Here is a 24864-nt window from a genome sequence, read left to right as displayed (position 1 = left end):
ATCGGCTCCTGGTGCCAAGGCATCCACCGTACGCTCTTAAACACTTACTAACAAAGATGCTCGCGTCCACTGTGCAGTTCTCAAACAACACACCCGAAAGAGTTTGATTTCCCAGACCAACTCGACCTAAACCGGTCGGCGGTATCGAGGACAACCCTTCGGATCGTTTGTTTTGCCTTGAAAGACACTCGCGTGTTCTTTCAGGACCCAATAGTGTGTCGTATACCCATCGCGGACGAAGACATTGCTTCGACCGTATGCGATGAAAGTTGTCAGTGTTCCACCCATGAGCACCGCCGGACTACATGTGAGTCCGAAACGGCTCTGGCACCCTCGAAGTTCGACTACTCGAACCGAGGAATGCAGATGCTCCTTAGAAAGGAGGTGATCCAGCCGCACCTTCCGGTACGGCTACCTTGTTACGACTTCGTCCCAATCGCCGATCCCACCTTCGACGGCTCCCTCCACAAGGGTTAGGCCACCGGCTTCGGGTGTTACCGACTTTCATGACGTGACGGGCGGTGTGTACAAGGCCCGGGAACGTATTCACCGCAGCGTTGCTGATCTGCGATTACTAGCGACTCCAACTTCACGGGGTCGAGTTGCAGACCCCGATCCGAACTGAGACCGGCTTTAAGGGATTCGCTCCACCTCACGGTATCGCAGCCCTCTGTACCGGCCATTGTAGCATGTGTGAAGCCCTGGACATAAGGGGCATGATGACTTGACGTCGTCCCCACCTTCCTCCGAGTTGACCCCGGCAGTCTCTCACGAGTCCCCGCCATTACGCGCTGGCAACATAAGATAAGGGTTGCGCTCGTTGCGGGACTTAACCCAACATCTCACGACACGAGCTGACGACAGCCATGCACCACCTGTACACCGACCACAAGGGGGCCTACATCTCTGCAGGTTTCCGGTGTATGTCAAACCCAGGTAAGGTTCTTCGCGTTGCATCGAATTAATCCACATGCTCCGCCGCTTGTGCGGGCCCCCGTCAATTTCTTTGAGTTTTAGCCTTGCGGCCGTACTCCCCAGGCGGGGTACTTAATGCGTTAGCTACGGCACGGAGTCCGTGGAAGGAGCCCCACACCTAGTACCCACCGTTTACGGCATGGACTACCAGGGTATCTAATCCTGTTTGCTACCCATGCTTTCGCTTCTCAGCGTCAGTTACTTCCCAGAGACCCGCCTTCGCCACCGGTGTTCCTCCTGATATCTGCGCATTTCACCGCTACACCAGGAATTCCAGTCTCCCCTGAAGTACTCTAGTTCGCCCGTATCGCCTGCAAGCTTAAGGTTGAGCCCCAAGTTTTCACAAACGACGCGACGAACCGCCTACAAGCTCTTTACGCCCAGTAATTCCGGACAACGCTCGGACCCTACGTATTACCGCGGCTGCTGGCACGTAGTTGGCCGGTCCTTATTCTACAGGTACAGTCACTTGCGCTTCGTCCCTGTCAAAAGCGGTTTACAACCCGAAGGCCGTCATCCCGCACGCGGCGTCGCTGCATCAGGCTTTCGCCCATTGTGCAATATTCCCCACTGCTGCCTCCCGTAGGAGTCTGGGCCGTGTCTCAGTCCCAGTGTGGCCGGTCACCCTCTCAGGTCGGCTACCCGTCGTCGCCTTGGTGAGCCGTTACCTCACCAACAAGCTGATAGGCCGCGGGCCCATCTCGCACCGATAAATCTTTCCACCACCGAACATGCATTCAGTGGTCATATCCGGTATTAGACCCAGTTTCCCAGGCTTATCCCGAAGTGCAAGGCAGATCACCCACGTGTTACTCACCCGTTCGCCGCTCGTGTACCCCGAAGGGCCTTACCGCTCGACTTGCATGTGTTAAGCACGCCGCTAGCGTTCGTCCTGAGCCAGAATCAAACTCTCCGTTGAAGACTCTCGAAACAACCCTCCGAAGAGAGCGAATCAAAATTATCTAACTAGAGTCCGAAAACCTAGCAAAGCAAACACCAGCAAAAAGATTCGCTGTTGTTCAATGTCCAATCTCCCATGACCGGGGGGTACATGAAGGATTGGAACCAATAATAATTATTGGCACTGACATTCATCGACACACTATTGAGTTCTCAAAGAACACACGCACACACTTCTACCCACAGCTTCTCGGAGGGGTTTCGGTGAGGCAAGGGTTCAAACTTAGCTCAGACAACCGGCCGGAAGCAAATCCGATCCGAGTTCCTCCGAACACATGATCAGTCAGGCGCTCATCGTCCTACCTCGTGTCCCGGCCGCTGGGCGGCTGAGTTGGTGTCCGTGTCGCTCTGACTGGAATAAAGTTACGTGTCGACATTTGCAATGTCAAATCCCCTAGTCAGGGGATATTTTCGCAGTGTTCATGTATGAAAGGGCCTATGGCGGGCGAACATAGCGGGAAGCGTCGGGGGTTGCGTCGCATCGCGCGGGCCGGACTTGTCGTGGCGGGTGGCCTCATGTTGGTGACGGCCGGGGCGAACATAGCAATGTGGATTTTGTCGTCCGGCCATAGAAGTGATGTGGCGGCCGCGCCCAGCGCACCCGTCGTGATCATCCCGGGCGCCAGGGTCGCGCCGGACGGAACTCCGATGGCCTATCTACGGGGACGTCTCGATGTGGCGATCGAGTTGGTCGAAGCGGGCAAGGCCGCGCGGATTCTGCTGTCCGGGGATGCCGGCGGCTCCTCGGGCGATGAGATCGCGTCGATGACACGCTATCTACTCGACCACGGCATCGACCCGGCCATTATTCGGTCGGATGGTGCTGGGCTTTCTACCCGGGAGACCTGCGAACGGGCGAGGTCGGTGTTCGGCATCGACCGGGCGATCATCGTGAGCCAGTATCAGCACCTCCCCCGCGCGGTGGCGCTGTGCCGGGCAGCGGGTATCGAGACCGACGGGGTGGTCGCCTATTGCGAGTGCAGGCGGGTCACCGAGGTACGCAACAACGTTCGTGAATGGCTTGCAGCACCGAAGGCCGTGGCGGAGATGCTGCTGCGCTGACTGCGCGCCGGGACCGCAGAGAGTCGATGAACTGGCGCCATCTCGCGGGCGGCTGTTGCTCGGAAGGTGCCCATACGTGCGGGGTCACCGGCGCGTAAGGCGGGCCGGCCAGCAGGTTTCGGCACACTCGTCGAATCTGCTCGCGGATCGATACGGGGTCGACGAACTCCAGGTACTCGGACAGCGACTCGAATTCCCGAGCCAGGTCCTCCAAATCCGGTGCATGCGAATCGGGGTATCCGACCAGTTCCCGGAGCTGCACCGTGATCCTGTCCAAGTGATAGGCCAACGCACCTTCGTCGGCCAGCAGAGATGTCGCGTGATCTCGTGCCCGTCCGACCCGTACGTCGACTTCCCTAGCCCTCCAGTCGTGCACCAACCCCAGCTCCGCCATCGCAGTGCGGAACAGGTCGGGGGCGGTGCTGCAATCTGTTCGGTGCAGGCAGGCGAGCTCGACCAGCGCGGGAGTGTCGATCCCACGCGCGAGCGCCTCGGCCGCGATCATGGACAGGTCCGCACCGTCGAGCTCACCGAGCACGAACTGGTCTGCGGCGTGGGCCAAGTCGTCCATGATCCCAGCGTGCGCGGCGCGAGGTCGACGGGTCAAAGGGTTTTCCCGGCAAGAGGTCGAGGTTTCCGGGCGGTCAGGGCGGTCAACCCTGGTCGTCGGTACGTACTGCGCTGATCGAGGAGGACAAGTGGGCATCATCAAGGCAGCTGCGATCACAGTGGCAGTGGTCGCCGGAGCTGTGGTCGGAGCGGGTTCTGCTGTGGCGGAGCCGGAGCCGAAGGAGAACATCTTCATCGACATCAATGTGCTCGGGTGCTCGTTCGGAGCCGGGTTGGGTGGGGATGTACTGGTGGCTCTCGGCGGCGGGAGCGGGTCGGGCGCGCTGGTTTCGAGTTCGCTGGCGGGGCGGTTGCGGGCGGCGGGGTGCTTGCCGCGGCTGTAGGACCAGCGCCGATGGTCTCGCCACGCCAGGCGGGACCATCGGGGTGACGTGCCAGAGGAATCCGGATCGCGTACCGTGATCGGGGTTGTCTGCAATGATGGCCGACCGGATTGGGGTGCATCGTGGGCGGTTCCGAGCACGCCGCGCGGCTCGTGCGTTTCTGGCAGACCGTGGAGTTGTTCGGTCCACAGCTTGTGCCGGACGTCGAGACCGACGGACCGGTGGTCGATCTCGCGGCGGACGACCTCGCGCCGTGGGAGAACCTCGCCGCGCTGCCCGCGTTGAAGGCAGGGCGGGTGTGGCAGTTCGTCGTGTACGGCGGGTTGTTCGAGGTGGGACGCGCGCGGGAAGCGCTGGTGCGGACATTCGGTGAGGATCAGCTCGAGGCCGACGCTCGACGCGCCGGGACCACAGCGGCTTTCGCGATGACGCTGACCGACAGCGGGGTGGTTGTCGGCGGTTCGGCGACGTTGTCGGGGTTGGCGTGGGCGGTGAATCGGTTGCGAGCGCCGGGGCCCGACGATATCGGCTGGGCCGACGGGTTCGACCATGATTCGGCGGCGTTCACCGCCGCGCTCGACACGCTCACACAAGAGACGCAGCCGGGCACCGAACACATGGGTCCGGCGCCGCGGTGGCGTGCGCTGGACATGGCGGGACGCGGTGTGGCGGCCTCGTTGATCGCGGCGGGTGCGGACGGGGTCATCTCGCCGGGGCTCGCCGGAATGTCAGCGTTGGCCTTCGCTGAACGGTTCGCCGTCGCGGGCGATGAGGACATGGTCGATGCGCCTCGGTTGACCGGTCGCGACCTGCACATCTTCACCGGCGAACTGTGTGCCGCGTTGGGCATTCGATCGGAACTGCGGGCCGGTGGCGTGCGGGTGGCGTGCGTCCAGGTCGCGGCGCGTGATGCGGACAGCGATGCCGCAGAGGATCGGCTCAACAGCGGGCTGGGGCCGGATCTGGCAGAGCTCGCGAGGGCCGTGGAACGCGGCGATATCGGCGCGGCGCTGCGGGATTACCTCATGGCGGCCGAAGCGCTGCCGGTCGATGACCGGATCGATGTTCGTCGACGACAGGACGCGGTAGTCGAAGGGCTACTCCCCCAACTCATTCCGGACGGTCGCTGGCCGGGCGATCCGCTGGTGTCGGGACAGCAGTTCGCCGTAGATCGCGCGCTGTCCGAATTGCGTGACAGCGCCGGGATTTTCGCGGTGCACGGTGCGCCGGGCACCGGAACGACGACGATGTTGCGAGACCTGCTGGCCGGGATTCTGGTCGAGCGGGCCGCGCAGCTGGCGGCCTTCGATGATCCGATGGCGGTGTTCGCCGGCGTCACCGAACAGGTTCAGGTGGCGAAGAACTACACGGTGGGCGCGCACCGAGTGGCGAACAGCGTGACCGGGTTCGAAGTGGTCGCGGCGACGGACAGCGATGCCACCGCGGCCGACGTGGTCGCCGAGATCCAGCATCGTGGCGCGATCGACGGCGAGCTCAATCACTTCACCGACCTGGCGGAACTCGTCGGCGGTGCACCCGCGTGGGGGTTGGTGGCCGCGGCACTGGGCGAAACGCGACGGACGTTCGCCGAACAGTTCTGGTTCGGGGATCGGTTCGCCGCCGAGCGGAAGACCGGGACACCGAACGGCGGGATGCTCGACATCCTCAAACAGGCCGAGGCCGACCCGGATTCGATTCCGGACTGGCCGACCGCGGTGCGGGACTTCACCACTCGTCGCGCCGAGGTGCGCAGGCTGGCGCAAGAGCGGCAGGACGTCGCCGATGCGGTTGCCGACCTGCCCACCATGAACGCGGGGTTGCAGTCGACCGCCGTCGAAATCACCAATGCCGATGACGCACACGCGCATTGGCGGGAACGTCATCAGCTGGCGACCGAACATCTGCGCGCAGCTCAGGCCGCGCACCACCGGGCAGGCAAGTTCCTGACCGAGCACGGTGGGCGCAAGCCCGGGTTCGTGGCGTCGCTGTCGACAGGATTCCGGGCGGGACGGCGGTGGAGTGCCCGCAGCAATGAGTTGCTGCGGGAACGACATATCGCCGAGGCGGATGTGCGACGGCGCCAGACCGAGGTCGAATACACGCGGGAACAGTGGGCCGAGGCGGCCGAGCACGGACGCACGCTGATTCGCGAGCACGTCGAGTTGACGGAGCGGCGGGCGGCGGCCCTGGATGTTATCGAGCGCGGACGCGAGAACTGGTCGCGCACAATCCCGTTCGGTGACGTAGCGGGTGACGACGAGCAGTTCCAGCTGTGTAATCCATGGGCGGACGATCAGTACGCGAGCGCGCGGCGTGAGCTGTTCCTGTCGGCGTTGAAGTTGCATCGCGCGTTCTTGCTCAACGCGGCGCCGCGGGTTCGCGACAATCTGATCGTCGTTATCGCGCTGATCCGCGGTGAGCTCGCGGTCGCGCCTAGGCCGGAGACCGTCGCGGCGGCGTGGCAGACGCTGTTCCTGGCGGTGCCGATGATTACGACGACCTTCACCGCGCTACCCCGGCTGTTCGCCGGGCTGGGGTCCGAGGCGCTCGGATGGCTGTTCGTCGACGACGCCGGGCAGGCTGCGCCGCAGTCGGTGGCCGGTGGGTTGTGGCGGGCTCGGCGGGCGGTGATCGTCGGCGATCATCGTCAGCTGGGACCTGTCGGCGCGCTGCCTACTTCGGCACAGGAAGCGCTGGTGCAGCAGTACGGGCTCGATGCGGAGTGGATGCCGGATCACGCGTCGGCACGTCAGGCGGCTGATCGCGGGGTGCGGTACGGGACATGGCTGATGCCATCGGATTCGGTCGCGCCGGTGTGGGTCGGCACGCCCTTGCGGGTCCATCGGCGCAGTGACAGACCGATTTTCGAGCTCACCCATCACATTGCCTACGACGATGACCTGTTGGTGTTCGGCACGCCGGATCGGCCGGAGTTCCCCGGGCACGATCGGTGGATCGACGTCAGGTCCGCACGGGCCGAAGGCAATTGGATTCCCGGTGAGGGCGAAGCGCTCGCCTCGTTGCTCGCGCGGGTGACCGAGGACGGGGTGGCCGCGGCCGATATCCGTGTGGTCAGCCCGTTCCGTGATGTCGCCGATGGCGCGCAGGAGGTCGCGCGTGAGGTGCTCGGCGCGGAGTTCGCGGAGCGGCAGGTGGGCACTGTCCATGCCATGCACGGCAATTCGGCCGAGGTTGTGGTGCTGATCCTGGGGACATCGCCCGCCGCGGGCGGGTCGCGACGGTGGGCGGCGACGAATCCGAATGTGCTCAACGCGGCGGTGTCACGGGCGCGGCGGCGGGTCTACGTGATCGGCAACTACCGATTGTGGAGCAGCCAGCGGTATTTCGACGACCTCGCCAGGCGCTGGACGGTGGAGACCGAGCAGCTGGCCGATCAGACCGTGAGCCGGTAGAAGCGCCAGAATCCGAAGTCCTCGATCGGGAGGATGTCCACGGCGGTGAAACCGGCCTTGTCGGCGTACTCCCCCAGCTTCGCGGCGCGCATGACTGTGCCGGTGCCGGCGGAGTCGGGGTGCGCCATGCCATCGGGCAGGCAGACCAGCAGGCTGAACCCGTACATCAGACGGTCGATATCACTTGCGGGCGCGGTGAATTCCGGGGCGACGGCCTCATCCATGATGATCACCGCGCCGCCCGGTCGCAGGGCTTTGCGCATCGAGGTCAGCACCTCGACGGGGTGTGGCATGTCGTGCAGGCATTCGAAGGCGAACAGCGCGTCATAGGCGGATTCGGGCAGCTCGGTGGCGGCGTCGGCCTGGTGGAAGCGGACGCGGTTGCCGAGGTCGGCGGCGTTCTCGGTGGCCATCCGCACCGACGGCTGGTCGATGTCGTAGCCGTCGACGGTCAGCTGCGGGTAGGCGCGGGCCAGCGCGATCGCGGACCAGCCGCCGCCTGAACCGATGTCGGCTGCCTTGGCATCGGGGCGCGAGAGCAGAGCGTGAACATCGGCGACACCGGCGAGATCGGTGGCGAGACGTTGTTCGAACCAGGGGCGGTTCATGTCCGACTGTGATTCGCGCATGTCGGCGCCGTATTCGGACCAGCCGACTCCACCGCCGTCGCGATAAGCGCGCACCAGCGCGGGCATCTGGGCAGCGGCGCCGGCCAGCATACGAGCCAGTGGTGCAAGGTAATCGAGACTCTTCGGGTCGGTGAGGACTTCCGCGGCGCCGACCGGCAGCGCGAACCGCCCGTCCGCGGTCACCGTCAGAATCTCGGTCGCCGCCTGCTGCTCGAGCCACTCCTGCGCATACCGGCGATCCCCACCCGCCCGCGCGATCAACTCACCCGCATCGGCCGGCCCGCCCTCGGCCAACGCCCGATACCAGCCGAGTCGATCTCCGAGATGCACCGCGAGAATGTCGATCGCCCCGAGCGCGGCGCCGAACAACCGCTCCGCGAACTGCTCACTGGTCTGCTCCACCACCGGTCAACCTCCAGCGCTCATGCGACACGAATCGACGCCGACCCGCTGCTACGGACTACGGGTCGGCGCACCGAAAGGTTCACCAGCAGGTAGCTACGGCGAGTCGAAAAGGAGGCCGCCGGAGTCCACGGTGGCACCGATGGTGTCGGTGTGGACCGAGTCCTTGGCGGAGTCCATCACCACGACGGGGCAGATGACCGAGTAGCCGGTGGCGGCGATTTCCGTCGGGTCGAAGGTGACGATGGGGGCGCCCGCTTCCACCGTGTCACCTTCGGTGGCGAGGAGTTCGAAGCCTTCGCCCTTCAGTTTCACCGTGTCGATGCCCAGGTGGACCAGGACGCCGACGCCGTGGCCGAGGATGACGAAGGCGTGGGGGTGGAGTTTGAGGATCTTGCCGGCGATGGGGGCTGTCACCATCAGCGTGCCGCGGGTGCGGTCGGGGTCGAGCGCTACGCCGGAGCCGACGATTTGTTCGGCGAAGACCTGATCGGGGACCTCGGACAGGGCCATGACCTTGCCGGGGAGGGGGGCGATGACCGGGATGCTCAAAGGATGTCCTCGATGTCGTCGGCCAAGGTGTCGGCTTCGGGGCCGACGACGACCTGAACGACCGACCCCGACTTGAGGACACCATGTGCGCCCGCGGCCTTGAGCGCGGCCTCGTCGACCTTGCTGCCGTCCTTCACCTCGGTGCGCAACCGGGTGATGCAGGCCTCGATCTCGACGATGTTGTCCGCGCCGCCGAGGCCGGCGACGATCGCTTCCGCTTTGGACATATGTTCTCCCTTTCGGCGGTGGTTGCCGGTACCAGTATGGGAGTCTCGAATGTGCGCCACATCATATTCAGCGGTTGACATCCGACCTCCACCTGGTCAAACTGGCAACTGGTTATGACCGGACAGTACCCGTCAGGGATACCGGTTCACAACAGTTAACCCGGATCGGCGGGCAAGCCGGTCCTCCCTCGCCGAGACCGCCGGAAAGCCGGCACGAAGAAGGTCGACATGACTGCCGTTACCGACACCCCCAAACAAGAATCGAAGGTGTTCGCGGGCTTGCAGCGCCTCGGTCGCAGCCTCATGCTGCCGATCGCGGTGCTCCCCGCGGCGGGCATCCTGCTGCGCATCGGCCAGGACGATCTCCTCGGCCGTTTCTCCGCGCTGGAGAGCACCGCGTCGGTCATCTCGGCGGCCGGGCAGGCCGTATTCACCTGGCTGCCGCTGATCTTCGCCGTCGGCATCGCGATCGGCTGGGCCAAGAAGGCCGACGGGTCGACCGCGCTGGCGGCGGTGGTCGGTTACATGGTGATCGACGGTGTGTTCAAGGCGATGTCACCGATCGTGCTCGAAGGAAAGACCGACCCGAAGGGCGCGCAGGCGCTGATCAACTACGGCGTCCTCGGCGGCATCGTGATGGGTTTGCTTTCGGCCATTCTGTGGCAGCGGTTCTATCGCACGAAGCTGCCCGATTTCCTCGGCTTCTTCAACGGCAGGCGGCTGGTGCCGATCCTGACCGCGGTCACCGGCCTGGTCGTCGGCGTCGGCATGGCGTTCCTGTACCCGGCGTTCAACTCCGCGCTCACCTGGGTGGGTGAGACCGTCGCGGACAATTCGGTCGTCGGTGGCGGTATCTACGGCGCGGCCAACCGCCTGCTCATCCCGACCGGTCTGCACCACATCCTGAACTCCACGGTCTGGTTCCTCGTCGGCGATTACACCGATGCCTCCGGCCAGCTCGTGCGCGGCGACCTCAACCGCTTCTTCGCCGGCGACCCGAACGCGGGCACCTTCATGACGGGCTTCTTCCCGATCATGATGTTCGCGCTGCCCGCTGCCGCGCTTGCCATCTGGCGCAACGCGCGTCCGTCGCAGAAGAAGCTGGTCGGCGGCATCATGCTGTCCACCGGTCTGACCGCGTTCGTCACCGGCATCACCGAGCCGCTGGAGTTCTCGTTCATGTTCGTGGCGTGGCCGCTGTATGTGGTGCACGCGCTCTTGACGGGTACGTCGATGGCGCTGGTGAACGCGCTCGGCATCCATGATGGATTCACGTTCTCCGCGGGTGCGATCGACTATCTGCTGAACTTCGGCAAGGCGACCGACGCGTGGATGCTGATCCCGATCGGGCTCGGGTACGCAGTGATCTACTACGTGCTCTTCAGCTTCGTGATCAAGAAGTGGAACCTGCGGACCCCGGGTCGCGAGACCGAAACCGATGTCGAGGTCGGCGCGCCCGACGCGGCCGTGGTCGAAGCGGAGGCTGCGGTAACCGCCACGGAAGATACTCGAACCGATGCACCATCGGTTGCCGAAGTCGAAACGAAGCTGGACAAGAAGCTGGAAGGTGAGTGAGGCCATGACAACCCGCACCGTCATCGTCGGATCCGAGGTGGGGCTGCACGCGCGGCCCGCCGCGAGACTCACCAGGGCCGTGCAGGCCGCGGGGGTGCCGGTGCGGATTTCGGTGGGAGGTGGCGAACCGGTCGACGCGGCCAGCGTGCTCGCGGTGATGACACTGGGCGCGGGCCACGGTGCCGAGGTGACCCTGCATGCCGAGGGTGCCGACGCGGTGCTGGACCAGCTGGCCGAACTCATCGCCTCGGATCTGGACGCCGCCTGATGCCGGAACAGGTGGTCCGTGGCCTCGGCGTGAGTCCGGGCGTGGTGTGCGCGCCCTGGTTGCGGTTCGGATCGCAGCTCGAGACCTCGGCACAGGATCCGGTCGGCGGCTCGGTCGCCGAGGAGCTGGCGCGGGTCAAGGATGCGCTCGGTGGCGTGTCCGAGGAGATGGCTGCCAGGGCCGCACGCGTGAGCGGTGTTGCGGCGGAGATCCTTTCGATGTCGGCGACGATGGCCCGTGATCCGGGCATCGTCGCCGCCACCGAGAAGGAACTGGCTGCCGGGATGCCGACGGCGCACGCGGTGCACCTGGCGTTCGAGGGGTTCTGCGCGAAGCTGGAAGCGCTCGGCGGGTACATGGCCGAGCGGGCGACCGATCTGCGCGATATCGGCGGGCGGACCGTCGCGGTGCTGCTCGGGCTGCCGATGCCGGGTATTCCGGAGCCGGGGTATCCGTTCGTGCTGGTCGCGCGGGATCTCGCGCCTGCCGATACGGCGATGCTGGGTGACAGCGATGTGGTCGGGTTGCTCACCACCGAGGGCGGGCCGACCAGCCACACCGCGATTCTCGCGAAGTCCCTCGCCTTGCCCGCGGTGGTGAACTGTCCCGATACCGATCGGCTCGTCGATGACGCGCCGGTGTTGCTCGACGGCACGACCGGTGAGGTCGTGATCGATCCGAGCCCCGAGCATCAGCGGGCCGCTGTCGAGCAGGCAGCGGCGGACAAGGCGCGAATCGCGGCGGCCAGTGGGCCTGGGCATACGGCCGACGGGACGCCGGTGAATCTGCTGGTGAATATCGGCACCGTCGATGACGCGGTGAAGGCCGGGCCGGTCGACAGTGAGGGCGTGGGACTGTTCCGCACCGAGTTCATGTATCTCGGGAAGGCGTCCGCGCCATCCCTGGACGAGCAGACCGCTTCGTACACAGCAGTTCTCGAACAGTTCGCCGGACGACGAGTCGTGGTGCGGACCCTCGATGCCGGGTCGGACAAGCCGCTGCCGTTCCTCGATCTCGGTACCGAGGAGAATCCGGCACTCGGTGTGCGTGGGTTGCGGGTCGGCACGGTTTTTCCGGAGACTCTCGCCACGCAACTCACGGCGCTTGCCCGGGCGGGCCAGGCGACCGGGGCCGATCTGTGGGTGATGGCGCCGATGGTCGCCACCGCGGACGAGGCCGCCGGATTCGCCGCGCTCGCACGGGAATCCGGATTGACGAAGGTCGGCGCGATGATCGAGATCCCGGCGGCCGCGTTGCGCGCCGCCGATCTGCTCGCGCATCTCGACTTCGTCAGCATCGGCACCAACGATCTGAGCCAGTACACGTGTGCGGTGGATCGGATGGCGGGTGGGCTCGCGCATCTGCTCGATCCGTGGCAGCCCGCGGTGCTGGATTTGATCGCGATGGTCGGTGCGGCCGGTGCGGCGGCTGGAAAATCAGTCGGGGTGTGTGGTGAGGCGGCGTCGGATCCGACATTGGCGCCGGTGCTGGTGGGGCTGGGAGTGACGAGCTTGTCGATGTCGGTGCCCGCGTTGCCCGCGGTCCGGGCGGCATTGGCCGCGGTGGATATGCAGCGGTGCCAGGATGCCGCGGATGCGGCGTGCGCGGCACGGAATCCGCAGGTGGGGCGCGAGGCGGTCGCGGCGATCATCGGGCGGGCGTGAAAAAGGTTGTTGTGGAACCGGTCCGGCCAAGGGTCGGATCGCGGTGTGGTGTCCGGCGGCGGTCCTCGATCGTTGCCGGTAGGAGGAAGGTTTCGTGGTGATGGGATTCGTGCGCGGTCGACTCGTCGGGGCGGCGGTAGGTGAAATCGCCGACGGTGTCGTCGAATTCGACGACGGTCTGATCACCTGGGTCGGTGCGTCCGCGAATCATCCTGCGCCCGAGAGACTTCCGGCACCGAGCGATGATCTGGTACTTCCCGGTCTGATCGACCTGCACTGCCACGGTGGCGCCGGGTTCGGGTTCCCCAATGCGGATGCGCGGGGTGCTCGGGTCGCGGCGGCGCATCATCGAGAGCACGGCACTACCGGGTTGATGGGGAGCTTGGTGTCGGATCAACCGGACGTGCTGGTCGCGCAGGCGGCGATGCTGGCCGATCTTGTCGAGGACGGGGCGTTGCTCGGGGTGCATCTGGAGGGACCCTTCATCAATGCGAGCCGTTGTGGAGCACAGGATCCCGCGGCGATCATTCCCGGCGACCCCGCGTTGTTCGAGCGGATCTACGCGGCGGCGCGCGGCACCGTGCGGTCGATGACATTGGCCCCCGAGACCGCGCATTTCGATGAGCTGCTGGCCGCGATGCGCCGACTCGATGTGCTGCCGAGCCTCGGGCACACCGATGCCGATGCCGCGACCACCGCGGCGCGCATCGCCGAGGCTCGTGGTGGGCCGATTACCGCTACCCACCTGTTCAACGGGATGCCCGCACTGCATCACCGCTCCCCCGGACCCGTCGCCGCGTGCCTCGCCGCGGCCGGGCGTGGCGAGATGGTGGTCGAATTGATCGCTGACGGTGTGCATTTGGCGCCCGCGACGGTGGCGATGGTGTTCGATACCGTCGGGCCGGACCAGATCGCGCTGGTGTCCGACGCGATGGCGGCGGCGGGCATGAGCGACGGCGACTACCGGCTCGGTGCGCTCGATGTTCAGGTCCACGACGGTGTCGCCCGGCTCGCCACAGACAACGGTTCACCTGGGGCGATCGCGGGCGGCACGGCACGGCTCGTCGATGTGCTGCGCTGGACCGTCCTCGATGCGGGCATTCCGCTGTCCGATGCGGTCATCTCCGCGACACGTACCCCTGCTCGCGTACTCGGCCTCGAGAGCGAACGCGGCAGTCTCACCGTCGGCGGGCGTGCCGACATTCTTGTCACCGACCAGTCATTGCGGCCGCGGCGGGTGCTCGTCGCCGGAACGGAAGGAATCTGATGGAAATCGTGATCCGGGCTGACGAAAACGAGGTAGCGCGCACGGTCGCCGATATCGTCGGTCGCTATGTGACGGGCGGCAATGCGATTCTCGGCCTGGCCACCGGGTCGTCGCCGCTGGGGAGTTATCAGGAACTGGCGCGGCGTTATCGCGCGGGTGAGCTGGATTTCGCCACCGCGAGCGCCTTCCTGCTCGACGAGTACGTGGGTTTGCCGAAAGAGCATCCGCAGTCGTACTTCTCGGTGATCCGGTCGGAGTTCGTCGACCATGTGAACCTGGATCCCGCGCGGGTGCTGAGCCCGAACGGGGAGGCAGGTGATGTCGCGGGTGAAGGTCGACGGTATGACGCGGCCATCGCCGCGGCGGGTGGGGTCGACGTGCAACTGCTGGGGATCGGCACCGACGGGCACATCGGGTTCAACGAGCCCGGGTCGGCGCTCACCTCGCGCACACGGGTGAAGACGCTCACCGAGCAGACGCGCAAGGACAACGCGCGCTTTTTCGACGGGCCGGAGAATGTGCCGCATCACGTGCTCACCCAGGGCCTCGGCACCATCAACGAAGCCGGACATCTGGTGATGATCGCCCTCGGCGCGGGCAAGGCCGATGCGATCGCCGCCGCCGCTGAAGGGCCGTTGTCGGCGTTCTGTCCGGCCTCGGTCATGCAGTGGCATCGCCATGTCACGGTGGTGATCGACGAAGCCGCGGCGAGCAAGCTGAAGTTGGCCGATTACTACAAGTACGCGCTGGCGAACAAGCCCGCCTGGCAGTCGTTCTGACGTGACCGCGCTCGAGTTCGCGGTGCAGGACGTGGCGGGTGCGCTCGGTGCTCGCCGCGTCGGGGCGGATCGGGTGGAATTGTGTGCGGCGCTGGGCAGTACGGGCGGGCTGACGCCGAGTATCGGGACCATCGAGGCCGTGGTGGAAACCGGGATTCCCGTCCACGTGCTGATCCGGTGCCGGGCCGGGGGTTTCGTGTATACCGATGCCGATGAGCTCGCGGTGATGAATGCTGATGCACGAGCGGCAGTTTCGGCTGGTGCTTCCGGTCTGGTGGTCGGCGCGCTCACTCCTGAGCAACAGGTCGACGTCGAGGGAGTACGCCGTGTTCTCGACGGTATCGATGACATAGAGCTGACCTTTCATCGTGGGATAGATCAGATCCGCGACCGCGCGGCCGCTCTGGAAACCTTGATCGCCGGTGGTATGACCAGGGTGCTCACCTCCGGTGGGGCAGCCACCTGCGCCGAGGGTCTCGATGGACTCGCCGCGATGGTCGATCATGCGGCAGGGCGCATCCAGATCATGGCGGGCGGCGGGATCACCGTCGGCGACATCCCGGCACTGCATCGGGTTGGCATCAGCGGGATCCATCTGTCGGCCCGACGCGTCATCGCCGACGACGGTGGCCCCGGAGGGGGTGGCAAGTCCGGCCACGAACAACTGGACGAGGAGCTCGCAGGCGCCGCTGCCCGTCAGCTGCTCGCTGTAGACCGGCCGACCAGCTCCTGACGTCCCGCGGCCTGATTCAGGCTGCTCGACCACTCAGCACGGGATTCAGACGCGTTGGGCCAGTAGGCGTCCGGATTCACCCCGGACACACCCGCAGGCCGCCTTCACAGTCGACAGCCGCCGGGACGACTGAGACGGCCGCACACCGCCGTCAGATAGTCGTTTCAGGCACGCTCGGCGAGGATCAGTTCTGCTTCGCCAGGATCGCAGTCGAAGGCTGCTCGTACTGCCGCGACGGCCTTTTCGTGTTCGCCGGCCTCGACCAGCTGGTCGATGTCTGACCACTGATCGGTGGGCGGCGCTACTGATGGGTCGAGGCGGCGGTCGAGGCGTTCCCACATGCGGGCCACGGTGGGGTCGTCGGCGAGTAGTCCGCCGAGGTGGGCCTTGAAGGTGGGGTGTTCGGTGCGGTACATGCCCATCCAGCTGCTGGCGAGCGGGCTGGCCTCGGCATTGGCGGTGCGGTCGGCGAGTTTGAGGATCACGGCCTCGGGGTGGGCGGCGATCTTGGTGTAGGCGTTCTGGTTTCGGGCCTTGCGGTCGGGGCCGATCCCGGTGACCGCCCACACCAGATCGAGAACCTCACGGCCGAACCGGGATTCGACTTCCTCTGCGGTGACCGGGGTGTCTTCGACGACGTCGTGGAGCCAGGCCGCGAGGCCGAGTTCGCCGCCGTAGCCGAAGTCGTCGAGGACACCCCGAACGGCTGTCAGGTGGGTGATGTAGGGATGTTCGCCGTAGCGCTGGTCGCCGTGCGCCGCGATGGCGAACTCCCGCGCTTCGATTTCGCGCTGATCGAACTCCATGCCGCACCCCCGTGCTCGATTGGTGATCGTGTCGAGATCGACCCTAGCCGAGGGCACCGACAGGTTGCCGAGATCAGTGATGGGCGACCGGTTTCAGCGCGGTCAGGATGCCCGTCTGGTCACGGCTCTGGGTATAGGTGAGATCGGTGAAGCCGACCGCCTCGACCTGCCCCGTGTAGTGGCGGATATCGGCATCGGCGAACGGATCGCCACCGCGGCCGAGGAACAGTGCGAGCACTTTCCGCATCCGGGGTGAGGGTGACGCGTCGGCGAGCAGGAGCCGTCCGCCCGGCCGCAATACCCGCCACATCTCGGCGATCGCGGCGGCACGCTGCGACTCGGGGATGTGGTGCATGACGAAAGTGCAGGTGACAATGTCGAATTCGGCCTCGGCCGAGGGCAGCGACTGCGCCGGGCCGACCACGTAGCGATGGTGCGTGGCGCGATCCTGGTCGCTGTTGTCGGCGACCGCCGTGGCCGACGGGTCGACGCCGACGGCAGCACCGTTCGGTCCGACCGCGTCGCCGAGCGCTCGGACGAGTTTGCCGGGACCGCAACCGATATCGAGTGCGCGAGCACCGAGGCGCGCACCGGAGAGCGTGACGAATTCGGCGAGCAGACGACGATGCCTGCCGAGGAAGAACACCGAGGTGAACAGGTTGTAGCGACGCAGGCCTGCGATGACAAGGCCGGTGTCGGCGTCGTCGACGAACATGGGGGTGAGAAGCTGATTTCGGGACATGAGTTCATGGTCGGGCGCCGCCGCGACCGTCACCAGGAGCAGAATCGCCCGAGGTGTCCGTTATCGAACAGATCCGGGGAAACCGTGCAGGAGGAAGCGATGGCCGAGCACCCTGACCGCCGGGTTCGACGGACCAGGGACACACTGCACAAGGCGTTGATCGAGCTGATGATCGAGCGCGGCTACGACAAGGTGACCGTGAGCGACATCATCGCCCGCGCCGACGTCGGGCGGTCCACCTTCTACGCGCACTACCGCGACAAGGACGACCTGCTCGCGGTGAGCTGCACCGAATTCCTGCGTCGCGAGATCATCCGCACGACCACTCCGGGTTCCCCGCTCGCGCCGCTGCGCGTGATGTTCCATCTCGCCGCGCAGTATCCCGAGGTGTATCGCCCGCTGATCGGGCCGAAAGCGACCGCCACCGTCGTGCGCGCCTACCAGCGGTGTGTCGCCGAACTGGTCGGTGAACTCCTCGACGAGCAGCCCGCGGGCACGATCGAGTTCCTCTCGTATGGGTTGCTCGGCGTGCTCGGCACGGTGATCGAGCCGACCGCGCCGACACCGCCCACGCAAGCGTGGCAGCGGTTCGAGACGCTCGCGCTGTACGGGCTCAGTGGGTCCGGCGGCTCAGGTCCGGCCACGGTGGGCGGCGAAGAATCGCCAGTGCCGCGATGACCGCGGTGAGCAGGCCGATCCATTCGCCGAGTTGAGCGATGCGATTGGCGTCCATCGCGGGCGTCCAGTGCGCACGTCCGGAATGGATGACGAACAGCCCGATCGGGCACGGATGCCGCAGGAGACCGCCGCCGCGAGAGACGGTGATGATGGTCGTTCCGTCTGCCGTGTCGATCGGCTCGCCGAACACCATCTGCGGTTCGGCCACCATCTGTTCGAGGCGATCTCTGATCGTCATCGCGTCCCCATCCCGTCGTTCGGCAATGCCGTCGAAGATACGCGCCTCGCGTGCCCCCTGTCGGCTGCCATGATGGTGAGTGTCCAAGCCATGGCGAAAGGTGTACCGATGCCGGAGCAGACACTGTCGACCCAGTGGTCACGATCGCTGGGACTGCGAGTGCCGGTGGTGAACGCGCCCATGGGCGGCGCGGCCGGTGGACAGCTCGCCGCGGCGGTGAGCGCGGCGGGCGGGCTCGGGATGATCGGGATGGGTAGCGCGGGGTCGGTGGCGGCCTTGCGCCGCGAACTGGCTGTCGCCGGTGCGCCGGACGGGATCGGGCTCGTCGACTGGGTCCGCGCCCGCGAAACCGGGCTCCTCGACGCCGCGATCGCCGCAGGTCCACGGATCATCTCGGTCAGTTTCGGCACCGATTTCTCCTGGGTGCCGCAGGTGCAGGCGGCGGGCATCCTCGCCGTCACCCAGGTGTACGACGCGCCCGGTGCCCACCGCGCTCAGGATGCGGGTATCGACGTTCTCGTAGCCCGCGGCAGCGAAGGCGGCGGGCACGGGGCCGACCGGCTGGCCTTGCTGCCGCTGCTCGACGCCGTCCTCGACATCGCCACCGTTCCGGTCCTGGCCGCCGGTGGTATCGGCTCCGGGCGCACGCTCGCGGCCGTCCTCGCGGCGGGAGCGGCGGGAGCATGGCTCGGGACCTGTCTGGCCGCCGCCGAGGAATCACTGCTGCCCGAATCCGCCCGCCTGGCGATGCTCGCCGCAAACTCCAGCAGCACCACCGTCACCACTGCTTTCGACGAGGCACTCGATCTGCCATGGCCACCGATCTATCCGGCGCGAGTTCTGCGCAACGAGTTCACTGACCCGTGGTCGCGCGCCGAGGCCGACGACCTACCCGACCCCGAACGTCTTCGCGCGGCGATCGCGGTCGACGATCCCAGGCTCGCGCCCGTGGATGCAGGCCAGGGCGTCGGTTTGGTGACCCATATCGAGCCTGCCGCCACCGTGATCAACCGCCTGTGCGGGGACGCGGCCGAGCTTCTGGCAGCACGTCACACGTAATCGAACCCGCGACCTCGCGAGGTCGACGGTTGCAAAAATATGTAGGTCGGTCTACTTTTAGTTTGTGGGCAAAAAGGGAACCGAAACGCGGTGCAAGTTGATCAGGGCGACGCGGTCGCTGATCGAGTCGCATGGGTATTTCGGCGCCGGGCTCAATCAGATCGTGCAGGAGAGTGGAGCGCCGCGCGGATCGCTGTACTTCCACTTCCCCGGCGGCAAGGACGAATTGGTGGCCGCGGCACTCGCCGAGAGCGGTACCGATATCGCGGCGATCATCCGCACGATCGAGGCGACGGACGCGCGAGATTTCGCGCGAAAGATGGTGAACCTGCTCGGCGATCAGCTGGAAGCGTCGGACTGGACCATCGGATGTCCGGTGGCGGCGGTCGCCCTGGACACCGCCGCTACCAATGACGCTGTGCAGCAGGCATGTTCGGCGACGTATCGACTGTGGGAAGAGGCGATCCGGGAACGGCTGATCGGATTCGGCCATCCCGAGCCCGAACGGATCACCACGGTCGCGCTCGCCCTGATCGAAGGCGGGCTGGTACTGGCTCGCACCCACCGCTCACGCCAACCACTTCAGCACCTCGCCGACACCATCGACGTTCTGGTCTGAAACCCTCCACACCCCAGCTCCGATTCATCAGCTCAAAATATGTAAATCGGTCTACTGAAAGTAGGACACCATGGCACACACCGACTCCATCGTTTTCGGCGCCGCCGGATTCATCGGCCGCTCGCTGGTCGCCGAACTGCTGCGGACCGGACATACCGTCACCGCCGCGCTGCGTGCGGGCAGCCAGGATCGGCTGCGGATCTGGCTCGACGAGCAGAGTGTCGACACGGCCGGGTTGACCATCACCACCACCGATATCGGCGAGCCGGATCTCGCGCTGGGCGACACCGTCGACGGGGTGCGCGATGTGTACAACGCGGCCGCGTTGATGAAGTTCGGGCTGGCTGCGGACGTGGCGCGTCGAGTCAATCTCGACGGCGCGGTGCATGTGCTGGAATGGGCCGCACGGCAGCCGGATCTGCGGCGCATCGTGCACATCACCGGCTATCGCGCCGCCGGGGACGGGGGCACGCAGGACTATGGCGACGGCGCGTACGAGGCGTCGAAAGTCGAGGCCGATCTCCTGCTACGGCGCATCGCCGCCGACCGTGACATCCCGCTGACCATGGCGAATCCAGCGGGGGTGCTCGGACCCGGCCAGTATTTCGGGCTCTCCGACATCATCGACAACCTCTGGCAGGGTCGATTGCCCGCACTGCCGGGCTCCGCTGATACCTTTGTTCCGGTCGTCGATCTCGACTACGTCGCCAGGTTCATCGCCGGGCTGCCCACCCAACCCGATACGGTCGGCAAGTCCTATCCGCTGCTGGATGCCGCGACTCCCGCACTGCCCGAACTGATTCGGCTCGTCGCCGATCATCTGCATGTCGCCGCGCCGCGCTTCACGCTGCCGACGGCGCTGGTCCGTCGACTTCCCCGGGCGGTGACCAATGCCGATCCCGAAGCACTGTCCTTCATCAGCAGCGACCGTTACGACACCAGCGACAGCGATATCGTGGCGCGGCGGCTCGGCATCGGCCATCCGCCGGTCAGCGAACTGCTGCGCACGTATGCCGACGGGATCGTGGCCAGTCGCAACGGCACCGTCGCGCCCACACCGAAATCCGGATTCCGCGGCGGTACCTGGCTGGTCGGCGAGCAGGTCGATCCTGAATATGTGCTGCTGCACGGCATTCCGGTCGACAGCGATTCGTGGGCCGAGGTGGTGCGGGAATTGGACGCGCCGACACTGGCTGCCGACCTCCCCGGGCTCGGGCGCTCGGCGGCCTCCACACAGTCCACCGGTGACTGGATGGCGGACCTGATGGCGCCGGTACGGACTCGGCCGGTGATCGTGGGCCATTCGTTCGGTACCTGGGCCGCCGTCGAATTCGCGCTGCGCCATCCCGATCGGGTGTCGCGGCTCGTGCTCATCGCACCCGCGTTCCTGCAGCAGCCCGCCTCCCGGCTCACGGGTTCGCACCTCGCCGCCGAGGTCGTCAAGCGGATGCCCGCGGCGACATTGGCTGCGCGGCTCGGCATTCCAGAAGGGCCGACCATCGCCTCCGCCGTGGCGAATCTGCGGCGGCCCGGCGTTGCCCAACGCACCTTCGCGGCCTTGCGCGCCGCCGGTGCCTCGCGAGACGAAATCGCCGCCAAGCTGGCCCGGGTCACGGTTCCGGTCGACATCATCGTCGGTTCGGACGATCCGCTGATCGAGCCGACCGATCGACCTGTCACCACGATCGCCGACACCGGGCACTACCCGCAGCTCACCCATCCCGATCAGGTCGCGCGGGTCATACGGGGCGAAGGGGCCTCCGCTGCAACGCAATACGCAGAGGACATCCAGACGAGCAGTCGCTAGCTCGACTGACCGGCGCTCGATCGATCGCATCCCGCTGCGACTCGGCCTCGCCGACGGGCGGATCGACCTGCCGCACTCACCCGGTCGGGGCCGTGAGTTCGATGCGAATCGCGGGGTCGTTCAACATCTCCGGCTGGAGCACGATGGTCTCCTCGGTTCGCCACCGCGCATGCCAGATGGGGACGCCGCCGGGCAGGTCGAGTGCCCGCGGGGTGGTGAGGAGGGGCAGGTCGAGGCGGGCCGAGGTGACGGTGACGGCTGCGTTCGTCGGCGTGTGCGACCACACGTCGTCGACCGCGTTGGTGATCCGGACCCCGAGTCGGTGGCCGGTGGCCAGGCGGGCGTCCTGCCAGAGCAGCCGGATCTCGGATTCGGGGCGCACCGGGGCGATACCACGGGTGATGACCGACGCGCGCCCGTCGGGGGCGATGTCGTAAAGCTCCAGTGCGACAGTCGCTTCGGGCGGGCCCGACAGGGTCAGCGCGGCGGTGCTCCGGCCCGCTAGGTGCACCGACTCGGTAACCGGTGCCGAGATCGACCAGATTTCCCGGTCCGCACCGGGCAACAGGCCACGATCGTGGTAGGTGCCGGTGCGCAAGGCGACTGATGCGCGCCGGGAATCGGTAGGCGGCCACACGTTTTCACCGCGCCAACCACCGTCGAACTGGCCGACGGTCACCGGCGGACCCGGCACCTCGACATCGGCGCCCGCCACATGTTTGTCCAGGAACGCGAAGAGCTCCGAGGCGAAGTGGGGTGTGCCGCACTTTTCGCGGCAGTCCGAGTGGCCCCATTGGCCGAACCAGGCGCGATGTTCGCCGGGGCCTCTGGCTTCCCATGCCTCGATGATGCGGTCGGCTCGGGTGTTGGAGTCGAGGAAGCTCTGACCGAGGAACATCGGGGTGGTGTTGCCACGGACGGCCTCGACCATGTCGCGCTCACGCCAGTCCGGGTTTGCGCCGTTGTGGTCGGTGGTGAGGGCGAGGTAGCGGGCGGCGCAGTCCTGGGTCATCTGGACCGCGTTGGCTTTGTACTCGTCGCCGTCGTCGGGGTGGCCGGGGGTCGACGCGATGGCCAGGTGTTCCGCGCCCGCGGTGTCGGCGGGGCGAATCCCGTCCTCGGTCAACGGTTTTCCACCGAATTTCCACGCCGTGCCCTGCATGTAGAGGTACGAGTACGGATCGACAACCGGCTCGAACGCCGCCACCGCCGCCAGCCCCTTCGGCTTCGCGGCCAACGCCATCATCCCGGTCCACCCCTCATAGGAGGTTCCGACCACCCCGACCCGCCCCGTAGACCACGGCCTGCTCGCCGCCCACTCGACCGCCGCCGCCACATCCGACCGCTCCCCCGGGCCACCGAAATCCGGGCACCCGTTGGACCCACCGAACCCACGCAGGTCGACGATCACATACGTGTACCCGGCCCGCAGCGCCCACTCGACCGGCAAGTTGTCGGTCGAGGGTCCACCACCGGGCCGAGGCTGGGACAGGTACGCCAGATGCGCCCGGTACGGACTGGCCGTGAGCAGCACCGGAGTCCGCGCATCGGCCGCGATACCCGGCGGCCGAAGGACATCCGCGTGCAGCCGAGTCCCGTCGGGCGCGGTCAGGTACTCCTGCGTCCACGTGTACGCCACATTCACCGGCTCAGCCGTCGCCGGCGCCACCATCCCGAGCACCAACGCCACACCGGCCACCGCTCGCGCCGCCACAACACCCAATCGCACCCCCGGACTATTGCCGGTCCCCGCGCCGGCGTCCAGCCCCGATTATCCGGGGCGTGTCGCCGATCATCGATCAGCTCGAGCATCCCATTCGGCGAGCAACTCCAGGCTGTCTCGATAGAGAGCCTGCTGCACCGGTTCGTCGTAGGACGCCGCAGAGGATCGGACCGGCGTGCGGCGAACCAGATACTGACCGGTGATCCCCGCACGGTCGGTCGCTGCGGCCAGCCATGCGAGATCCGCGCCGGATCCGCGCGCCGTGCGAACACCGGGGAGCACGACAAGGGCGCGGGCGATCGTCTTCCAGCTCAGCCGCTGGAAAGCGCTTGCGTCCCTGGCCAGTCCGGTTCCAGGCATCAGGCCGGGGTCGAACGCGTTCACGGTGATGTCGCGTGGGGCCAGCTCGCGGGCGAGATGGTAGGCGGTCTGCAGGTTCGCCAGCTTCGAGGTGGCGTAGCGGCGACGGGCGTCGCGCTGTGCGGATTCGGTCGGCGGCGGCGGGTAGGCCAGTTCGCGCGCGGTGGCGTGCAGTGGGTGCGGCATCCCGGTGAACTGGTCGGGATCATGAGTTCCCGAGGAGACCAGGATGATTCGCGCCGGTGCGGTGAAGTGGTCGAGCAGGTCGAGGACCAGGCGCAGATGACCGAGGTGGTTGGTGGCGAATGTCGCCTCGATGCCGTCCGCGGTGAGGGTGCGGCGGGTGAACTGCACGCCCGCGTTGCACACCAGGCCGAACAGCGGTGGTAGGTCGGCGGCGGCGAGATCGGCGGCGAACGCACCGATCGACGGTCGCGAGGCCAGGTCGAGTGCCATGCCGTGCGCGCCGATCGTCGCGGCCAGTTCCCTGGTTCGAATCGCGTCGCGACCGGTGATCACCACTGTGTTGCGCGGGTCGCGCGCGAGGTTTCTGGCGCATTCGTAGCCGAGTCCGCTCGTACCGCCGGTAACAACCACTGTTCTGTCACTTGATGCCATATGGCACAGTCTGCCATATCTGGACATCATGCGACACTGTTTCGATGTCGCTGCGGGATCTCAAACGGGAACGGACCAGGCAGTCCATCGTGGACACAGCGTTCGGCCTGTTCGCCGAACGAGGCTTCGACGGCGTCACGGTCGCCGAGATCGCGGCGGCCGCGGAAGTCGGCACCCGCACCCTGCACCGCTACTTCACCAGCAAAGAAGAGCTGGTCTTCCCCGAAGACGACGACCTGCGCGCCGACCTGGCCCGCCTCCTCGCCGAGCGCCCCGAGGGCGAACACCCCGAAACCACCCTCGCCGTCGTGATCACTCCCCTGATCAGCAGATTCGGCGGCGAACAACTCACCCAGGCACGCACCCGCGACGCCCTGATCACCAGCACACCGGCGCTACAGGCCCGCGACCTGGCCAAACAGGCTGCGGTGGAACAGCTCATCGAACACCACCTGGCCCGCCGGCTCGGCGTCGCCGTCGACAGCGACGTGCGCCCGGCCCTGTGGGCGAAAATCGGCATGGCGTGCTTCTTCTCCGCCTACCGCGTCTGGCTTCACGAAGGCGGCGACCTCGCCCACCACCTGGCCGACGCCCGCACAGCGTTGGCCGAAGCAATGCCGCGACCCACGTGAGGCTCCGACCAGCCGCCACGTAGACACAAGTCCGGCCCCGCCGGGATGACCGCCCGGGCCGGGGCGACAAACAGATAATTAGTTGGCCCACCGGGCGCCAAACGCCGCGCCCCGCCCCGCGGG

At 66.5% G+C, this 24864-nt stretch carries 23 protein-coding genes and 1 rRNA gene; 14 read left to right on the top strand and 10 right to left on the bottom strand.

Annotated features, from left to right (window positions below; genetic code table 11):
- Positions 1–377: 377 nt before the first annotated feature.
- Positions 378–1894 (bottom strand): 16S ribosomal RNA (locus ACFWPX_RS14565).
- Between the two features lie 557 nt (positions 1895–2451).
- Here ACFWPX_RS14565 and ACFWPX_RS14560 point away from each other — a divergent pair.
- The gene (locus tag ACFWPX_RS14560) at positions 2452–2997 is read left to right on the top strand and encodes a vancomycin high temperature exclusion protein (protein ID WP_378927815.1); all 546 of its coding nucleotides are present in this window, start codon (positions 2452–2454) and stop codon (positions 2995–2997) included.
- On the opposite strand, the gene ACFWPX_RS14555 is transcribed toward ACFWPX_RS14560, so the two are convergent.
- Complete coding sequence (locus ACFWPX_RS14555) at positions 2924–3568, bottom strand: hypothetical protein (RefSeq protein ID WP_378927813.1); 645 nt, start codon at positions 3566–3568, stop codon at positions 2924–2926. The genes ACFWPX_RS14560 and ACFWPX_RS14555 overlap by 74 nt on opposite strands.
- A 127-nt stretch (positions 3569–3695) precedes the next feature.
- Here ACFWPX_RS14555 and ACFWPX_RS14550 point away from each other — a divergent pair, with 127 nt between their 5' ends.
- Together ACFWPX_RS14550 and ACFWPX_RS14545 are read left to right on the top strand one after the other, a co-directional pair.
- Positions 3696–3950, top strand: coding sequence for a hypothetical protein (locus ACFWPX_RS14550; protein ID WP_378919361.1), 255 nt, complete (start codon positions 3696–3698; stop codon positions 3948–3950).
- Positions 3951–4072: 122 nt separating this feature from the next.
- On the top strand, positions 4073–7363 hold the full coding sequence (locus tag ACFWPX_RS14545) for a DEAD/DEAH box helicase (protein WP_378927812.1): 3291 nt from the start codon (positions 4073–4075) through the stop codon (positions 7361–7363).
- On the opposite strand, the gene ACFWPX_RS14540 is transcribed toward ACFWPX_RS14545, so the two are convergent.
- The 3 genes from ACFWPX_RS14540 to ACFWPX_RS14530 form a co-directional block, all read right to left on the bottom strand.
- Entirely contained in the window at positions 7345–8397 is a 1053-nt protein-coding gene (locus ACFWPX_RS14540; RefSeq protein WP_378927810.1) for a class I SAM-dependent methyltransferase, read from the bottom strand. The genes ACFWPX_RS14545 and ACFWPX_RS14540 overlap by 19 nt on opposite strands.
- A 93-nt stretch (positions 8398–8490) precedes the next feature.
- Positions 8491–8946: a PTS glucose transporter subunit IIA gene (locus tag ACFWPX_RS14535; protein WP_378927809.1), complete on the bottom strand. Its 456-nt coding sequence runs from the start codon at positions 8944–8946 to the stop codon at positions 8491–8493.
- Positions 8943–9173, bottom strand: a complete 231-nt coding sequence (locus ACFWPX_RS14530; RefSeq protein WP_056821036.1) for a glucose PTS transporter subunit EIIB — start codon at positions 9171–9173, stop codon at positions 8943–8945. The genes ACFWPX_RS14535 and ACFWPX_RS14530 overlap by 4 nt, the downstream gene beginning before the upstream one ends.
- A gap of 228 nt (positions 9174–9401) precedes the next feature.
- Between ACFWPX_RS14530 and ACFWPX_RS14525 the strand changes: the two genes are divergently transcribed.
- From ACFWPX_RS14525 to ACFWPX_RS14500, 6 genes are all read left to right on the top strand, one after another.
- Positions 9402–10748: a PTS transporter subunit EIIC gene (locus ACFWPX_RS14525; RefSeq protein WP_378927808.1), complete on the top strand. Its 1347-nt coding sequence runs from the start codon at positions 9402–9404 to the stop codon at positions 10746–10748.
- Between the two features lie 4 nt (positions 10749–10752).
- Positions 10753–11016 (top strand): HPr family phosphocarrier protein, encoded by a 264-nt coding sequence (locus ACFWPX_RS14520; protein WP_378919356.1) that lies wholly within the window; start codon positions 10753–10755, stop codon positions 11014–11016.
- Entirely contained in the window at positions 11016–12680 is a 1665-nt protein-coding gene (gene ptsP / locus ACFWPX_RS14515) for a phosphoenolpyruvate--protein phosphotransferase (RefSeq protein WP_378927807.1), read from the top strand. Before ACFWPX_RS14520 ends, ptsP begins: the two co-directional genes overlap by 1 nt.
- Positions 12681–12780: 100 nt before the next feature.
- Positions 12781–13947: an N-acetylglucosamine-6-phosphate deacetylase gene (locus tag ACFWPX_RS14510; protein WP_378927806.1), complete on the top strand. Its 1167-nt coding sequence runs from the start codon at positions 12781–12783 to the stop codon at positions 13945–13947.
- The gene (gene nagB / locus ACFWPX_RS14505; RefSeq protein ID WP_378927805.1) at positions 13947–14726 is read left to right on the top strand and encodes a glucosamine-6-phosphate deaminase; all 780 of its coding nucleotides are present in this window, start codon (positions 13947–13949) and stop codon (positions 14724–14726) included. Before ACFWPX_RS14510 ends, nagB begins: the two co-directional genes overlap by 1 nt.
- A 1-nt stretch (position 14727) precedes the next feature.
- Positions 14728–15459, top strand: a complete 732-nt coding sequence (locus tag ACFWPX_RS14500; RefSeq protein ID WP_378927804.1) for a copper homeostasis protein CutC — start codon at positions 14728–14730, stop codon at positions 15457–15459.
- Positions 15460–15623: 164 nt separating this feature from the next.
- On the opposite strand, the gene ACFWPX_RS14495 is transcribed toward ACFWPX_RS14500, so the two are convergent.
- A complete protein-coding gene (locus tag ACFWPX_RS14495; RefSeq protein WP_378927803.1) occupies positions 15624–16265 on the bottom strand; it encodes an HD domain-containing protein in 642 nt (213 codons plus the stop codon).
- A gap of 73 nt (positions 16266–16338) precedes the next feature.
- Positions 16339–17007 (bottom strand): methyltransferase domain-containing protein, encoded by a 669-nt coding sequence (locus ACFWPX_RS14490; protein ID WP_378927802.1) that lies wholly within the window; start codon positions 17005–17007, stop codon positions 16339–16341.
- Positions 17008–17106: 99 nt separating this feature from the next.
- Between ACFWPX_RS14490 and ACFWPX_RS14485 the strand changes: the two genes are divergently transcribed.
- Entirely contained in the window at positions 17107–17685 is a 579-nt protein-coding gene (locus ACFWPX_RS14485) for a TetR/AcrR family transcriptional regulator (protein WP_378927801.1), read from the top strand.
- Here the strand turns inward: ACFWPX_RS14485 and ACFWPX_RS14480 are convergent.
- Positions 17621–17923, bottom strand: a complete 303-nt coding sequence (locus ACFWPX_RS14480; protein WP_378927800.1) for a hypothetical protein — start codon at positions 17921–17923, stop codon at positions 17621–17623. The genes ACFWPX_RS14485 and ACFWPX_RS14480 overlap by 65 nt on opposite strands.
- 108 nt (positions 17924–18031) lie before the next feature.
- On the opposite strand from ACFWPX_RS14480, the gene ACFWPX_RS14475 reads away from it, so the two are divergent.
- The 3 genes from ACFWPX_RS14475 to ACFWPX_RS14465 all read left to right on the top strand — a co-directional run bounded on the left by ACFWPX_RS14475 (position 18032) and on the right by ACFWPX_RS14465 (position 21408).
- Entirely contained in the window at positions 18032–18982 is a 951-nt protein-coding gene (locus ACFWPX_RS14475; RefSeq protein WP_378927799.1) for an NAD(P)H-dependent flavin oxidoreductase, read from the top strand.
- A gap of 64 nt (positions 18983–19046) precedes the next feature.
- The gene (locus ACFWPX_RS14470) at positions 19047–19601 is read left to right on the top strand and encodes a TetR/AcrR family transcriptional regulator (RefSeq protein ID WP_378927798.1); all 555 of its coding nucleotides are present in this window, start codon (positions 19047–19049) and stop codon (positions 19599–19601) included.
- A 70-nt stretch (positions 19602–19671) separates the two neighbouring features.
- Positions 19672–21408 carry an alpha/beta fold hydrolase gene (locus ACFWPX_RS14465; RefSeq protein ID WP_378927797.1) on the top strand — a complete coding sequence of 579 codons (1737 nt, stop codon included), beginning with the start codon at positions 19672–19674 and terminating at the stop codon, positions 21406–21408.
- Between the two features lie 76 nt (positions 21409–21484).
- Here the strand turns inward: ACFWPX_RS14465 and ACFWPX_RS14460 are convergent, their stop codons facing one another.
- Both ACFWPX_RS14460 and ACFWPX_RS14455 read right to left on the bottom strand, forming a co-directional pair.
- The gene (locus ACFWPX_RS14460; protein ID WP_378927796.1) at positions 21485–23137 is read right to left on the bottom strand and encodes a CocE/NonD family hydrolase; all 1653 of its coding nucleotides are present in this window, start codon (positions 23135–23137) and stop codon (positions 21485–21487) included.
- Positions 23138–23200: 63 nt separating this feature from the next.
- Positions 23201–24109 carry an SDR family NAD(P)-dependent oxidoreductase gene (locus ACFWPX_RS14455; RefSeq protein ID WP_378927795.1) on the bottom strand — a complete coding sequence of 303 codons (909 nt, stop codon included), beginning with the start codon at positions 24107–24109 and terminating at the stop codon, positions 23201–23203.
- 44 nt (positions 24110–24153) lie between these two features.
- Here ACFWPX_RS14455 and ACFWPX_RS14450 point away from each other — a divergent pair, with 44 nt between their 5' ends.
- A complete protein-coding gene (locus tag ACFWPX_RS14450; RefSeq protein ID WP_378927794.1) occupies positions 24154–24741 on the top strand; it encodes a TetR family transcriptional regulator in 588 nt (195 codons plus the stop codon).
- Positions 24742–24864: the final 123 nt, after the last annotated feature.

Origin of the sequence: Nocardia sp. NPDC058518, assembly GCF_042719655.1 — a bacterium.
Lineage (GTDB): Bacteria > Actinomycetota > Actinomycetes > Mycobacteriales > Mycobacteriaceae > Nocardia.
This window is presented reverse-complemented; position numbering and strand designations above follow the sequence as displayed.